The organism is Actinomadura sp. NPDC048394 (assembly GCF_040651755.1).
GTDB lineage: Bacteria > Actinomycetota > Actinomycetes > Streptosporangiales > Streptosporangiaceae > Spirillospora > Spirillospora montaniterrae.
The window spans coordinates 38,923-52,659 of record NZ_JBEZJL010000055.1; the positions used below are offsets into that span (position 1 = coordinate 38,923).

Below are 13,737 nucleotides of genomic sequence, written 5' to 3' on the forward strand. Positions count from 1 at the left end.
TCAGACCTGCTCGGTCGGGGGGACGGGGGGCCGCTCCCCGGTGGGGGACGGCTCCTTGGTGGGGCTGGTGACCCAGGGCCCCGCGAGCGCCTCGCGGAACTCCCGCAGCCCGGCGATCTCGCCGTGCTTGGCCTGCACGGCGACGCCGATCTGGCGGGCCCGGTGCACCAGGATGTCGGACCGGTGGTCGGGCGGCAGGTCCAGGATCGCCTCCTGGCCGCCGGCCAGCGCCGCGTCCGGGTTCCCGGCGTGGAGCTTGCACATCGCCCGGTCGAGGCGCACGAGAGTCAGGTCGACGCGGTCGGTCGGCGCGTACAGCGTCAGCGCGTGGCTCAGCACCTCGTCGCCGTGCTTGTGGTCGCCGAGATTGGTGAACGTGTCGCCCTCATAGAAGGCCATCTGCCGGTCGGTGAAGCCGAACACCAGGTCGCTCGTGTCGGTCTTGGACAACTGGTCGAACACCGAGCGCCCGCGTACGAGCGCCCGGCGGGCGCTGGGCGCGGCGTCGCCGCGTCCGCGCAACGCGAGCATGCCGAGCGCGCGGGCCTCCACCGCGGGCGCCATGGCCGCCGCCACGCCCGGGGTGCGGCCGGCCAGGTCCTGCGCCTTGCGGGCCAGGTGCAGCGCCTCGCGGGGGTCGCCGTAGTACATCGGGACGAGCGACTCGCGGACGGTCACCCAGGCGCGCAGCTGCCGGTCGCCGGTCTCGTCGGCCGCGGTGCGCGCGGTCCGGAAGAACGAGCGGGCCAGCCGGTGGTCGCCCAGATTGATCATGATCAGCCCGGACAGCCCGGACAGCTGCGCCGCGATCCGGCACAGCCGCTCCTGCAGCTCGACCGGCTGCCGCTTGTCGCACATGCGGCGCACCTCGCTGAAGTCCAGCAGCACATCGCAGAGCATCCGCAGCGACGGCGTCGCCTGGTACTGCTGGCCGTAGCCGTAGGTGGTCTCCTCCCATTGGTCGAGCATGGTCGGCGAGACCGTCGCACCGACCAGCGTGTCGTCCATCTTGCGTCGAATGCCGTCGACCGCACCCAGGAACTGACCGTCGAGCGCCACGCCCGCTCCGGCCAGAAGTTGCAGAAGGGTCCTACGAAGCACGATGTCCTCCTCTCCCACGTCAATGGACAGGGGGCCGTCGGCGCGGTCAGGGCCCCGTAGGTCGTTGACTTCCACCCAGTGGCGGTCCTCCGCCCTGGGGATGATCGACCCGACGAGCGTTACGTCGGGCTGCTGTGCCGCGTGCCGTTCCGGAGCCCGCGGCTGCGGCACCGTGGCGGCCCCCGGCCGCACGGCGTGTCCCCGTCCGCAGATGCAGGGGCTCTTGTAGTCGAGCTGATCGGGCTCGACGCGGTACACGGCGCACAGGTAGTGCAGATACTCGGGTCCGGGTCTTTTGTACCCGCTCTCATAGGCCGACAGCAGCGTCTCCCCGAGCCGGGGCGGCGGCTTGCCGTCGACCTCGTACAGGGCCCTGACCTGGGCCACGATGTCGGACAGCGCGACCCCGTGGGCCAGGCGGTGCGCCTTGACCCGGCTGGTGCCGAACAGGGGGCCGCACTGCTCGTGGATCTCGTGCGCGATCTCCTGCGGGCTGCGCCCCCGGGCGAGAGCGTGCGCACGGATCCTGCGAGCCACGTCCGTTTCTTTCCGAGGGGGGTCCGACATCGATTCCGGCCTCCTCACCGTCGGGCCGGGCGGCGCCCCTCCGGGGGAAGGGCGGTCGTCCGGGCCACGGCGACCGGTCAATAGATGGCCACGACAGATAATCTCTCGCGCACGCAGCGTAACCCTGACGGCGGGGCGGGCCAAGCGATTCCCGGGAAAGACAAGGGCTTCGGATGCGTCCTCACCCCCCAGGGTAGAGATTCTTCCTCCGCCGGGTGTGAAGCTTCCCCTGAGGTGGGGGAATCCGGTACTTCGCGGGACGGGGGTGCCCTTGACCCGCCACCGTGAGAGTTGCAATTCTCACCGGGAGCAACGGAACGGATCCAGAGGGTTGATCAATTGCCGGCCGTCCCGGCGGCCGCGCGGTCACGCGCCGCGCACGCCGGGGCCGGCGACGAGGGATCGGCGATGCAGACGACGCAGGAACCGGCGGCACAGGAGCGGACCGGCGCAGCGGCGCCGGGCACGGCGGAGGGAGGGGGAACGCAGGTGGTCACCGACAGACGCGTCGGCTACCTCAGGGCGCTGGAGCGCGAGCTCGACGCCCGCGGGCTGGTCGCCCGCGTGGTCCGGACCCGGTCGGGCCCGGCCTTCCTGCGGGTGGTGAACCCGGCCGCGGCGAGCCTCGCCGAGGACGTCACCTGCGCTCCCGCCCCCGAGAGCCACGACCACTACTTCTGGTGGTCCTGGGGGGAGCGCATGCACCGCGTCGACGACGTGGGCGGCGCCGCCGTGAAGCTCGCGCACGTCCTGCAGCCCCTCGATCAGCGGTCCGCCCGCGCGATGCGGCCGGCGGGCCGCCCCTAGAGCCGGGCGTGCCCCGCGGGGCCGTGGCCGGAACGGCGCGGCAGCCGCGGACCCCGCGGGGCACGCTCGCCGGAACAGCCCCTCCCCGGCCTTGTCAAGACACGTCGCAGGCGGAGTACGAACCGGTCGTTACCGTCCCCTACGATCGGGCTCGTACCCGCCGCAGGTCCACGGCGAGGTGTCGAGACACCCACAAAGGCCGGGGAGGGTCTGCCCGAGATGTTGGCCGATGCTCAGTCGCTGCTGCCCTGGGCGCAGGACGGCACGCCGGAGGCGGCGTGCCGCGACCAGTCGCCGAGCACCGGCTGCCGGCTGGTCTGGAACGTCTCCCACAGCACCGACTTCACGCACTTCTACGCGACGTGGCTCGACAAGCCCCTCGGCACCGTCCTGGCGATCATCCTCACCTTCGTGTTCGCGCTGGTCGTGCGGAACGTCGCGCACCGGATGATCACCAAGGTGACGGTGCGGATGGCCGAGGGCACCATGTCCGAGAAGGTCAAGGAGCGGTCCCGGACGGTCTTCGAGGGCAGCCCCGCCCTGCTGAACCAGCGGCGGGCGCAGCGCGCCAAGACGCTCGGCTCGGTGCTGAACTCGATCGCGTCCATCGTGATCCTGGGGACGGCGGCGTTCAGCATCCTCGGCCGGCTCGGGCTGAACCTCGCGCCGATCCTCGCCAGCGCGAGCGTGATCGGCGTCGCGGTCGGCTTCGGCGCGCAGAACATCGTCAAGGACTTCCTCGCCGGGCTGTTCATGCTGCTGGAGGACCAGTACGGCGTCGGCGACTTCATCGACGTCGGCTCGGCCAAGGGCACGGTCGAGGCGGTCACCCTGCGGGTCACCCGGATGCGCGACGTCAACGGCGTCGTCTGGTACGTCCCGAACGGCGAGATCAAGAAGGTCGGGAACGAGTCGCAGAACTGGGGCCGGGCCGTCCTCGACATCCCGGTCGACATCCGCGAGGACACCGAGAAGGTCAAGGAGATCCTGCAGGCCACGGCGGACGAGCTCGCGGCCTCCCCCGGCTGGGAGGACATGGTCCTCGAGGCGCCGTCGGTGTGGGGCGTGCAGGCGCTCGCCGGCGACGCGCTCGTGATCCGCGTCGTGCTGAAGACCGCGCCCGGCAAGCAGGGCGAGATCGCCCGCGAGCTGCGCGAACGGGTGAAGAACGCGTTCGACGACGCTGGCGTCTCCGTCGCCACCCCGGCCACGACCTGACCGCCGGCGCCCGGCGGCCCTCAGTGCGGCTGAACACCGGCGCGGCTGCTCACGGGGCGGCCGATCACGGAGCGGCTGATCACCGGGCCGCCGATCGCATAGGGTGGGCAGCGCCATGACTGAACAGGTGACCTTCTACGAAGCGGTCGGCGGCGAGGAGACCTTCCACCGGCTGGTGCACCGCTTCTACCAGGGTGTCGCTGAAGACCCCGACCTTCGCGCCCTCTACCCGGAGGAGGACCTCGGCCCCGCCGAGGAGCGGCTCCGGCTCTTCCTCATCCAGTACTGGGGCGGCCCCAACACCTACAGCCAGCGGCGCGGTCATCCGCGGCTGCGGATGCGGCACGTCCCGTTCGTCATCGGCGAGGCCGAGCGTGACGCGTGGCTGAAGCACATGCGGGTCGCGGTCGACGAGCTGGAGCTGCCGGAGCAGCTGGAGAAGATGCTCTGGGACTACTTCACGATGGCGGCGCGAAGCATGGTGAACGCGCCCTCCTGAGCGGGTAGATCGCTGTACATGACGCGAACCCCCTGGTGGCGCAACGCCGTCGTGTACGAGGTCTACGTCCGCAGCTTCGCCGACTCCGACGGGAACGGCGAAGGCGATCTCCAGGGGATCCGGTCCCGGCTGCCGTACCTGCGCGACCTGGGCGTGGACGCGCTCTGGCTGACGCCGTTCTACACCTCGCCGCTCGCGGACGGCGGCTACGACGTCGCCGACTACCGGGACGTCGATCCCCGGTTCGGGACGCTCGCGGACTTCGACGCGCTGGTGACCGACGCGCACGCGCATGGGCTCAAGCTCATCGTGGACATCGTGCCGAACCACTCGTCCGACCGGCACCGGTGGTTCCAGGAGGCGCTGGCGTCGCCGCCCGGCTCACCGGAGCGGGACCGCTACATTTTCCGTCCTGGGCGGGCAGGGGAAACTCCCGGCGAGGTGGATCCGCCGAACGACTGGCCGTCCGCGTTCGGCGGACCGGCCTGGACGCGCGTCCCCGACGGCGAGTGGTACCTGCACCTGTACGCGGCCGAGCAGCCGGACTTCAACTGGCGCAACCCGGAGGTCCGGGCCGAGTTCGAGGACATCCTGCGGTTCTGGCTGGACCGCGGCGTGGACGGTTTCCGCATCGACGTCGCCGCCGGGCTGGTCAAGGACGCCTCGCTCGGCGACCTGAACGGCCGGGGCCGGCGCGTCGCGAACGGGCCGATCTACAGCCGTCCCGAGGTCCACGAGATCTACCGGCGGTGGCGCCGGATCCTCGACGAGTACGAAGGCGACCGCATGGCCATCGGGGAGGTGTGGACGGACGGTCCCGAAGACCTCGCGCTCTACCTGCGCCCCGAAGAACTCCACCAGGTGTTCCAGTTCGACCTGCAGCTCGCGCCGTGGTCGGCCCCCGCGTTCCGCGACGTGATCGAGGCGGCGCTGAAGGCCGTCGCGCCGACCGGTGCCGCGCCCACCTGGGTGCTGTCCAGCCACGACTCCGTCCGCCACCTCACCCGGTACGAGCGGCCGGGCGGCGTGCCCGGCATGGAGTACGCGCGCGCCAAGGCGGCCCTGCTGATGCTGCTGGCACTGCCGGGGTCGGCGTACCTGTACCAAGGCGAGGAACTGGGCCTGCCGGAGGTCCGGGATCTGCCGGACGACGCCCGCCAGGACCCGATCTGGAAGCGCAGCGGCGGCGGCCAGCCCGGACGGGACGGCTGCCGGGTCCCGCTCCCCTGGTCAGGGACGTCGGAGCCGTACGGCTTCTCACCGGACGGCGTCCGGCCGTGGCTGCCGATGCCGGCGGGATGGGCGTCGCTCACGGCGGAGGCACAGGCGGACGAGCCGTCCTCCATGCTGGCGTTCTACCGGCGGGCACTGGCCCAACGCCGCGACCTGCTGGACGAGCTGCCCGAGGAACTGGAGTGGCTCGACTCCCCCGAGACCGCCGTCTTCTTCACCCGCGGGCCGCTCACCTGCGCGGTCAACTGCGGCGAGAACCCCGTCCGGCTCCCACCGGGACGCCCGCTGCTCACGACCATGCCGATGTACGGCGACCTCCTCCCCGGCAACGCGGCGGCCTGGCTGTATTGATTGCAATCCCGGCCCCTTGATTGAGCCTCGGCCCCGGCGGGTCGAAGCTCGGTCCCGGCGGGTCGAAGCTCGGCCGGCGGCACAGGCAGGCACGGGGAGGGAGCGCCAGCGAGTGGAGCGGGCATGCCCGGCGGTTGGCAGGCTGTTTCGCGCGGAGCGCTAGCAGAGCGGGAACAGCCTGCCAACCGTGACGGGGGTTCCAGGGGGTCGCCCCCTGGGCTACATGGGCGGGCGCTGGAGTTCGAGCGGGTCGTCGGCGGACGGGCCGGTCGTGAGGGTCCTGGCCTGGGCCTGGATGCCGGCCCAGCGCAGCACGTCGGCCTTCGCCTCGGCCTGCTGCGCGTCGGGCAGGTGCGCGATGAGGCGACCGCTGTGGTTCATGCCGGGGGCGACGTAGACGGCGGAGTCGCGGCTGCCGCTGCCGAGGCGGAACGGCTCGGCTCCCCACGGGTCGTTCTGGCCGTAGAGGAACAGCATGTGGTCGGCGTGCCGCTTCACCCAGCCGTCGATGTCGCGCATCGCCTTGCCGTTGTCGAAGCGCATCGGGATGTCGCGCGGGACGTAGGTGCGCGGCTGGTAGCTGCTCTCGTACCGCAGCAGCGGGCGCAGGTACTTGAACTTCGGTGACGGCCAGCCGAGCTGGGTGCCCGCCTGGTAGTAGTACGGGATGTAGGGGGCGAGACCCTGGTCGGTGTAGAACGACAGCCCGGAGATGTCGTCGAGGGTCTTGTAGAGGTCGTCGTCCGAGGCGTTCACCGCGGGCAGCGAGGCGCAGTCCGACTGCAGGTGGTACTGCCAGAAGCCCCAGACGTAGTCCATGACGGAGTTCTCGAACGCGCGGTCCGGGGTGCGCAGGATGTCGAACGTCCACTTGTTCTGCGCGGCGGCGGCCTTGAACCGCTCGAGCATCGCGGGACGGCGCTTGAGGAACTCGCGGGCGAGCGCCTCGACGTGGGTGCGGCACGCGGGGTCGGTGCCGACGGTCTTGAAGAACTTGTCGTAGGCGCCGTCGGCGTTGTTGTCGACGTCGTTGGGCGCCACGTACACGACGCTGCCGTCGACGTCGCGGGGGTAGAAGCGCTTGTGGTAGACGACGGTCATGCCGCCCTTGCTGGCGCCCGTCGAGATCCACTTGCCCTTGTAGATCGTCTTGAGCGCGCCGACGATGCGGTGCTCGTCGGTGGCGGCCTGCCAGATCGTGTCCTTCTTCCAGTCCGCGGGCTCGGGCCGGGACGGGGTGAAGTAGCGGTACTCGACGGAGATCTGGTTGCCGTCGACGAGCGCGGTCGGCTCGGCGGTGAACATGGTCTCGGGGGTGTCGTAGCCGCTGGTGTAGAGCACCATGGGCCGGTCCGCCGACTTGTGCTGCAGCATGATCCGCTGCTCGAACCACTTCCCGTTCGGGTCGCGGTGGTCGACGGGCTGCCGGTACTCGAGCCAGAACCAGCGGTAGCCGGGGATCGTGGAGGCCTTCTCCGTCACCTGCATGCCGGGGATGGCCTTGAGCCGGGCGAGGATGTCGTCCGACTGCGCCGCCTTGCCGGCCGTCGCGGGGGTCGCCGCCTGCGCCGCGGTGGCGCCGGTGCCGGCCATGCCCGCGGCGAGCAGCAGGGCGATCGCTCCTCGTGAGATGCGCCGCATTTCATCCCTTCCACGTGGGTTCGCCACATTTCGCGACGCGACACTAGAGGGATATGTGCGGCGAAAGCGGAATGCTGGTGCCCTTGTTATTTATCCGTGACGGCGCGGTCATCACCCGGACGGACCGGCGGGCGGCGCAGCAGAAAAGGACGTCCAGGTCAGACGCCATTATTAGGGGATGAAACGGGCGGCGGGCGGCGCATGGCGCCGCGGGTCACTCGGCGGGAACGAGGTACCGGCCGATGAACTCGCGCTCCTCCGGCGTGAAGCGGCGCAGCCGGTTGGCCTCCACGTCGAACGCGACGAGCGTCGAGGTGGCGGTCGCGTAGACGTTCTCGTCGTCGCGCACCTCGTAGGCCAGCTTGAACGACGCGGCGCGCGCCTCGGTCACCCACGTCTCGACCCGGATCGGGTAGACGGTCGGCAGCAGCGGCAGCTTGTAGTCGATCTCGTGCCGGGAGATCACCATGCCGCGGACCGGCTGCTCGCCCTTGCGCACCGGGTCGCCGTGGAACATCTCCAGGCGCGCGTCCTCCAGGTAGCCGAGGAACTTGACGTTGTTCACATGGCCCTGGGAGTCGATGTCCCCGAACCGGATGTTGAACTCGTAGACGTGCCGGTACTCGGCCGCGGGCAGGTCGGTCTGCTGCATGTCCTCGCCTGGGGGTCGGGTGCCTGGGTCCGGCGACGGGGGTCTCCACCGGTCGGCCCGATGGTACCGGCCGGTGCCCGCGCGCCAGGCGGCCGCCCCGGACGCCCGGGTCAGACCGGGACGTCCCGGACCAGGGACGGGCGCTTCGGGTCGAACGTCCATCCGGGTACGAGGTACCGCATCGCCGCCGCGTCGTCGCGGTCGCCGAGGCCGTGCTCGACGTACAGCCGGTGCGCCGCCGCGACCCGCTCCTCGTCGATCTCCACGCCGAGGCCGGGGGCCTCCGGCAGCGCCAGCTCGCCGCCCTCGATCCGCAGCGGGTCCCGGGTGAGGCGCTGCCCGTCCTGCCAGATCCAGTGCGTGTCGATCGCCGTGATGTCGCCGGGCGCGGCCGCCGCCACCTGCGTGAACATCGCCAGCGACACGTCGAAGTGGTTGTTGGAGTGCGACCCCCAGGTCAGCCCCCAGGCCTGGCAGAGCTGCGCCACCCGCACCGACCCGCGCATCGTCCAGAAGTGCGGGTCGGCGAGCGGGATGTCCACCGCGTCGAGCCGGATCGCGTGCCCGAGCTCCCGCCAGTCCGTCGCGATCATGTTGGTGGCGGTCCGCAGCCCGGTCGCCCGCCGGAACTCCGCCATCGTCTCGCGGCCCGAGTAGCCGCGCTCGGCGCCGCACGGGTCCTCCGCGTAGGCCAGCACGCCCGCGAGGTCCCGGCCGACCCGGACGGCCTCGTCCAGCGGCCACGCGCCGTTCGGGTCCAGCGTGATCCGCGCGGACGGGAACCGCGCGGCGAGCGCCACCACCGCCTCCGCCTCCTCGTCGGGACGCAGCACCCCGCCCTTCAGCTTGAAGTCGGCGAACCCGTACCGGTCCCGCGCCGCCTCCGCCTGCCGGACGATCGCGTCCGCCGTCAGCGCCTCCTCGTGCCGGACGCGCAGCCATCCGTCCGCGCCGTCCTCCGGCTCCGGGTACGGCAGGTCCGTGCGGCGCCGGTCCCCCACGTAGAACAGGTAGCCGAGGACCGGGACCCGCGTGCGCTGGACGCCGTCGCCGAGCAACGCCGCCGCCGGCACGTCCAGATGCTTGCCCATCAGGTCGAGCAGGCACGACTCGATCGCGGTCAGCGCGTGCACGGCGACCCTCGTGTCATGCGTCTGCGGACCGCGTCCGGCCGCGTCCAGGTGGCCGAACGCGGCCCGGACCCCGTTCAGCACCTCGTCGGACCGGCCGATCCGGCGGCCCACGACCAGCTCCCGCGCGTCCTCCAGGGTCCGCCGGATGGCCTCACCGCCCGGGACCTCGCCGGCGCCGGTCGCACCGGACTCGTCGGTGAGCAGCAGCAGGTTCCGGGTGAAGAACGGCGCGTGCGCCCCGCTGAGGTTGAGCAGCATGGCGTCGCGGCCGGCGACCGGCACGACCCGCATCTCGGTGATCCTCGGCGTGCTCATCGTCGTCCCGACCTCCCGGCTGCCCCCGTCGACCCCACCCCAGGGACGATAGGAGCCTGCGGTGATACCCGTCCAACACTGTTTGCGCATCGTCCGATGCCCGCACTGAATCAATCGGTACCCGCGGAGATGGGTGAGCGCCCGGAACGCGGCCGAGTCGCGCTGCTGTCGTCCCGGCTCCTGCGCGCCGTCGCCACGACCTGGGCCGGCATGATCCTCAACTGCCGCCCTGAGGCGCCCCCGCTGTAAAGCGAACGGCCGCGCCGGCACCCATGTGCGGTGCCGGCGCGGCCGTCCGTCAGCGGATCAGTCGCGGGTGAGCTTGCGGTGCGTCACCCTGTGCGGGCGGGCGGCGTCCGCGCCCAGCCGCTCGATCTTGTTCTTCTCGTAGTCGGCGAAGTTGCCCTCGAACCAGAACCAGTTCGAGCCCTCCTCCCACGCCAGGATGTGCGTGGCGATGCGGTCCAGGAACCACCGGTCGTGCGAGGTGATCACGGCGCAGCCGGGGAACTCCAGCAGCGCGTTCTCCAGGCTGGACAGCGTCTCGGTGTCGAGGTCGTTGGTCGGCTCGTCCAGCAGCAGCACGTTGCCGCCGAGCTTCAGGGTCAGCGCCAGGTTCAGCCGGTTGCGCTCACCGCCGGACAGCACCCCGGACGGCTTCTGCTGGTCGGGGCCCTTGAACCCGAACGCCGCCACGTACGCGCGGGACGGCATCTCGACCTGCCCGACGTTGATGTGGTCCAGGCCGTCGGAGACGACCTCCCACACCGACTTCTTCGGGTCGATGCCGCCGCGCCCCTGGTCCACGTAGGAGATCTTGACGGTCTCGCCGAGCCGCAGCTCGCCGGAGTCCGGCTGCTCCTCCCCCACGATCATGCGGAACAGGGTGGTCTTGCCGACGCCGTTCGGGCCGATGACGCCGACGATGCCGTTCGGCGGCAGGTTGAACGACAGGTCGTCCATCAGGGCCCGGTCGCCGAACCCCTTGCCCAGCTTGTCCGCGACGATCACGGTGTTGCCGAGGCGCGGGCCCGGCGGGATCTGGATCTCCTCGAAGTCCAGCTTCCGGGTCTTGGCCGCCTCCGCCGCCATCTCCTCGTAGCGCTCCAGACGCGCCTTGCTCTTCGTCTGCCGCGCCTTCGGGTTCGAGCGGACCCACTCCAGCTCGTCCTGCAGGCGCTTCTTGCGCTTGGCGTCCTTGTTGCCCTCGACCTTCAGCCGGTCGGCCTTCTTCTCCAGGTACGTGGAGTAGTTGCCCTCGTAGGGGAAGCAGCGGCCGCGGTCCAGTTCCAGGATCCAGGTCGCCACGTTGTCCAGGAAGTACCGGTCGTGGGTGACGGCCAGGACGGTGCCCTCGTACTTGGCGAGGAACTGCTCCAGCCACTGCACGCTCTCGGCGTCCAGGTGGTTGGTGGGCTCGTCCAGCAGCAGCAGGTCGGGCGACTCCAGCAGCAGCTTGCACAGCGCCACGCGGCGGCGCTCACCGCCGGACAGCTTGGACACCTCGGCGTCGCCGGGCGGGCAGCGCAGCGCGTCCATCGCCTGGTCGAGCTGGCTGTCGAGGTCCCAGGCGTTGCGATGGTCGAGCTGCTCCTGCAGCTTGCCCATCTCCTCCATCAGCTCGTCGGAGTAGTCCGTCGCCATCTTCTCGGCGATCTCGTTGAACCGGTCGAGCATCGCCTTGGTCTCGGCGACGCCCTCCTGCACGTTCCCGAGGACGGTCTTCTCCTCGTTCAGCGGGGGCTCCTGCTGGAGCATGCCGACGGTGAACCCCGGCATGAGGCGCGCGTCACCGTTGGACGGCTGTTCCAGACCGGCCATCATGCGCAGCAGCGTCGACTTACCGGTGCCGTTCGGCCCGAGAACGCCGATCTTGGCGCCCGGAAGGAAATGCAGGGTGACGTCGTCCAGGACGACCTTGTCGCCATGTGCCTTGCGCACACGCTGCATCGTGTAGATGTACTCGGCCATGTTTCAAGACTAGGGGGTCGCCACCACCGTTTCGTCGCTCTCCCACCCACCCACCACCCCGAACCAAACCCCCAAAGAGCGACCCACCCAGCGCGAACCGCCCCACAGCACGAAACCGCCCCACCACAAGGCCCCAGCCCACCGCAAGGACCAAGGCACGAGGGGGTCTGAACCACAGCGGGGCCAGGCCGCCGCTGGGGGCGAGGCGTGCGGTGGGGTTTGGGGTGGTGGGGGTGGGTGGGCTGGCGGGTGTGGGGCGGGTGGTGGGGAGGGATTGGACGTTGTGCTGTGGGTCAGGTGTCGTTGCCGGGGCGGGGGGTGTCTACGGCGGGGAGGCAGACGCGGTCGCGGCCGGACTCCTTCGCGCGGTACAGGGCGAGGTCGGCGGCCGCCAGCAGTTCGATGAGGTCCTCACCGTGGGTGCGGAACAGCGCCACGCCGACCGAGACCGTGACCGTGACGGTGCCCTCCTCCGCGGGGACGGCGAGGCGGCGGACGCGGCCGCGCAGGCGTTCGGCGACCCGGCATGCCTCCACGGTGTCGGCACCCGGCAGCAGGACCACGAACTCCTCACCGCCGAACCGGCCCACCACGTCGTAGTCGCGCAGCTGGTGGCAGAGGGTGCTGGCCACGCCGACGAGCACCTGGTCGCCGATCAGGTGGCCGTGGGTGTCGTTCACCCGCTTGAAGTGGTCGATGTCGATCAGCAGCAGCGCCAGGGCGTCGTGGGTGCGCTGGGCCCGGGACAGCTCGGTGTCGGCCTCCCGCTGCCAGGCCGCCGCGTTCAGCAGCCCGGTCTTGGCGTCGGTGCGCGCGGCAGCCTGCAGCTGCTGGTGCATCAGGCTGCGCTGCAGCAGCATCACCGGCGGCAGCGCCAGCACCAGCAGCCCGAGCGTCAGCGCGCTCGTGATCGCGACGAGGATGCCGACGCACAGCTCCACGACGTCCAGCAGCAGGCTCTCGCGCGTCCAGAGGACGTCGCGCCACCGGCTCTCGGGGTTGGCGGCGTGCGCGGCGACCGCGACCAGCGCCGTGTTCACGATGGTGAACAGCGCCGCGCAGCCCACCGCCGCCGGGATGCCGGGATACGCCTGCACGACCCAGTGCGGCGCGCCCTCCAGCGGCTCTGGAACGACCCAATGGAAGACCAGCGACGCACATGCCCCGGCGATGCCGAGCGCCGAGGCCACCAGGCCCCGCCGGTAGACGAGGGTCCGGCGCACCCGGAACTGCAGGAGCGCCTGCAGCGGAATCGGGATCAGCAGCGCGTACAGCGGCGGCAGCAGCAGCGCCACCGGCAGCCACCAGGCCGACAGCAGGTCCCGCGCCACCCCGGCCGGCATGCCGAGGCGGCGGGACGCCTCGATGCAGACCGCGCCGCACGCCAGCAGCGCCGCGAACGTCACGACGTCGTGGAGCCGGAAGGGCGTGCGGAACAGCAGGGCGACGATCAGCCCCAGATGGACGGCGACGACCGCCGGCACATAGACCACGAGCAGGGACGGGCGCCCCAGAAGCGATCGGCGGCGGGGCACGCGGGTGAGTTCCCCGCCCCGGTCCTCGGCGGACGACTGCACTGCCGTCATCCTTCCCCCTTACACGCATCACGTTGTGTAACACGATAGTTGCAACGTGTGCGGAACGGGCGGGAAACAGGTACCTTCGGTAGGGCACATGCTGGTGACCGTTCTGGGCACCATGCATAGGAGGCCGCGGATCCGCGGACCTCGGCACATCCTGAGGGGGGCAATACCATGCGCGGCGTTTCCTGGATCTAGGCAGGCCGCAGGACCCCGACGGTGCGGGGGCGAAGACCGGCAGCGTTCGACCTGCCGGCCACGCCCCCGTCCGCTCAAGTCCCGCCTTCCGCCCCGGACGCCCCAGCGCCCGCCCCCCATGCACACCACCTCTCACCCATCGCATCATCCCGGTCACCCAGCGCCACCTCTCGACTTTCCTCACACTCCACCTCCCGACGTTCGGCCTCGCAGCGGTGCGCCCGCGCGGGCTCGCCGGCGCAGGGGTTGAGTTAGGCGGCTGGGGGGCTTCGGCGGGGCTCTCGGCTTCCGCACCTCCCGACGTTCGTTCTCGCAGTGGTGCGCCCGCGCGGGCTCGCCCGCGCAGGGGTTGAGTTAGGCGGCTGGGGGGCTTCGGCGGGGCTCTCGGCTTCCGCACCTCCCGACGTTCGTTCTCGCAGTGGTGCGCCCGCGCGCGGGCTCGCCGGCGCAGGGGTTGCGTTAGGCGGCTGG

10 protein-coding genes are annotated in these 13,737 nt (G+C 71.1%); 4 read left to right on the plus strand and 6 right to left on the minus strand.

From position 1 onward, the window contains the following. Complete coding sequence (locus AB0C78_RS33655; RefSeq protein ID WP_360755880.1) at nucleotides 1-1,638, minus strand: XRE family transcriptional regulator; 1,638 nt, start codon at nucleotides 1,636-1,638, stop codon at nucleotides 1-3. A 438-nt stretch (nucleotides 1,639-2,076) separates the two neighbouring features. Here AB0C78_RS33655 and AB0C78_RS33660 point away from each other — a divergent pair, with 438 nt between their 5' ends. From AB0C78_RS33660 to AB0C78_RS33675, 4 genes are all read left to right on the plus strand, one after another. Beyond that, on the plus strand, nucleotides 2,077-2,475 hold the full coding sequence (locus AB0C78_RS33660; RefSeq protein WP_225991756.1) for a hypothetical protein: 399 nt from the start codon (nucleotides 2,077-2,079) through the stop codon (nucleotides 2,473-2,475). Between the two features lie 219 nt (nucleotides 2,476-2,694). Beyond that, complete coding sequence (locus tag AB0C78_RS33665; protein WP_151541435.1) at nucleotides 2,695-3,693, plus strand: mechanosensitive ion channel family protein; 999 nt, start codon at nucleotides 2,695-2,697, stop codon at nucleotides 3,691-3,693. Nucleotides 3,694-3,808: 115 nt separating this feature from the next. Then, on the plus strand, nucleotides 3,809-4,192 hold the full coding sequence (locus AB0C78_RS33670) for a globin (protein ID WP_151541436.1): 384 nt from the start codon (nucleotides 3,809-3,811) through the stop codon (nucleotides 4,190-4,192). A gap of 18 nt (nucleotides 4,193-4,210) precedes the next feature. Further along, entirely contained in the window at nucleotides 4,211-5,776 is a 1,566-nt protein-coding gene (locus AB0C78_RS33675) for a glycoside hydrolase family 13 protein (RefSeq protein WP_360755885.1), read from the plus strand. A 219-nt stretch (nucleotides 5,777-5,995) separates the two neighbouring features. Here AB0C78_RS33675 and AB0C78_RS33680 read toward each other — a convergent pair whose 3' ends face one another. The 5 genes from AB0C78_RS33680 to AB0C78_RS33700 all read right to left on the minus strand — a co-directional run bounded on the left by AB0C78_RS33680 (nucleotide 5,996) and on the right by AB0C78_RS33700 (nucleotide 13,074). Then, nucleotides 5,996-7,417 (minus strand): S28 family serine protease, encoded by a 1,422-nt coding sequence (locus AB0C78_RS33680; RefSeq protein ID WP_360755887.1) that lies wholly within the window; start codon nucleotides 7,415-7,417, stop codon nucleotides 5,996-5,998. 214 nt (nucleotides 7,418-7,631) lie between these two features. After that, nucleotides 7,632-8,069 (minus strand): thioesterase family protein, encoded by a 438-nt coding sequence (locus AB0C78_RS33685; RefSeq protein WP_360755890.1) that lies wholly within the window; start codon nucleotides 8,067-8,069, stop codon nucleotides 7,632-7,634. A 110-nt stretch (nucleotides 8,070-8,179) separates the two neighbouring features. Beyond that, on the minus strand, nucleotides 8,180-9,517 hold the full coding sequence (locus AB0C78_RS33690) for an enolase C-terminal domain-like protein (RefSeq protein WP_360755892.1): 1,338 nt from the start codon (nucleotides 9,515-9,517) through the stop codon (nucleotides 8,180-8,182). Nucleotides 9,518-9,823: 306 nt separating this feature from the next. Then, on the minus strand, nucleotides 9,824-11,488 hold the full coding sequence (gene ettA / locus AB0C78_RS33695; protein WP_151541441.1) for an energy-dependent translational throttle protein EttA: 1,665 nt from the start codon (nucleotides 11,486-11,488) through the stop codon (nucleotides 9,824-9,826). 293 nt (nucleotides 11,489-11,781) lie between these two features. Beyond that, nucleotides 11,782-13,074, minus strand: a complete 1,293-nt coding sequence (locus tag AB0C78_RS33700) for a GGDEF domain-containing protein (RefSeq protein WP_360755896.1) — start codon at nucleotides 13,072-13,074, stop codon at nucleotides 11,782-11,784. Nucleotides 13,075-13,737: the final 663 nt, after the last annotated feature.

Excerpts from the sequence above, each read along its gene's own strand:
- AB0C78_RS33675 (WP_360755885.1), top strand. The coding sequence starts at position 4,211 with ATGACGCGAACCCCCTGGTGGCGCAACGCCGTCGTGTACGAGGTCTAC.
- AB0C78_RS33700 (WP_360755896.1), bottom strand. The coding sequence starts at position 13,074 with ATGACGGCAGTGCAGTCGTCCGCCGAGGACCGGGGCGGGGAACTCACC.
- AB0C78_RS33685 (WP_360755890.1), bottom strand. The coding sequence starts at position 8,069 with ATGCAGCAGACCGACCTGCCCGCGGCCGAGTACCGGCACGTCTACGAG.
- AB0C78_RS33670 (WP_151541436.1), top strand. The coding sequence starts at position 3,809 with ATGACTGAACAGGTGACCTTCTACGAAGCGGTCGGCGGCGAGGAGACC.
- AB0C78_RS33680 (WP_360755887.1), bottom strand. The coding sequence starts at position 7,417 with ATGCGGCGCATCTCACGAGGAGCGATCGCCCTGCTGCTCGCCGCGGGC.
- AB0C78_RS33690 (WP_360755892.1), bottom strand. The coding sequence starts at position 9,517 with ATGAGCACGCCGAGGATCACCGAGATGCGGGTCGTGCCGGTCGCCGGC.
- AB0C78_RS33660 (WP_225991756.1), top strand. The coding sequence starts at position 2,077 with ATGCAGACGACGCAGGAACCGGCGGCACAGGAGCGGACCGGCGCAGCG.
- AB0C78_RS33665 (WP_151541435.1), top strand. The coding sequence starts at position 2,695 with ATGTTGGCCGATGCTCAGTCGCTGCTGCCCTGGGCGCAGGACGGCACG.
- ettA (WP_151541441.1), bottom strand. The coding sequence starts at position 11,488 with ATGGCCGAGTACATCTACACGATGCAGCGTGTGCGCAAGGCACATGGC.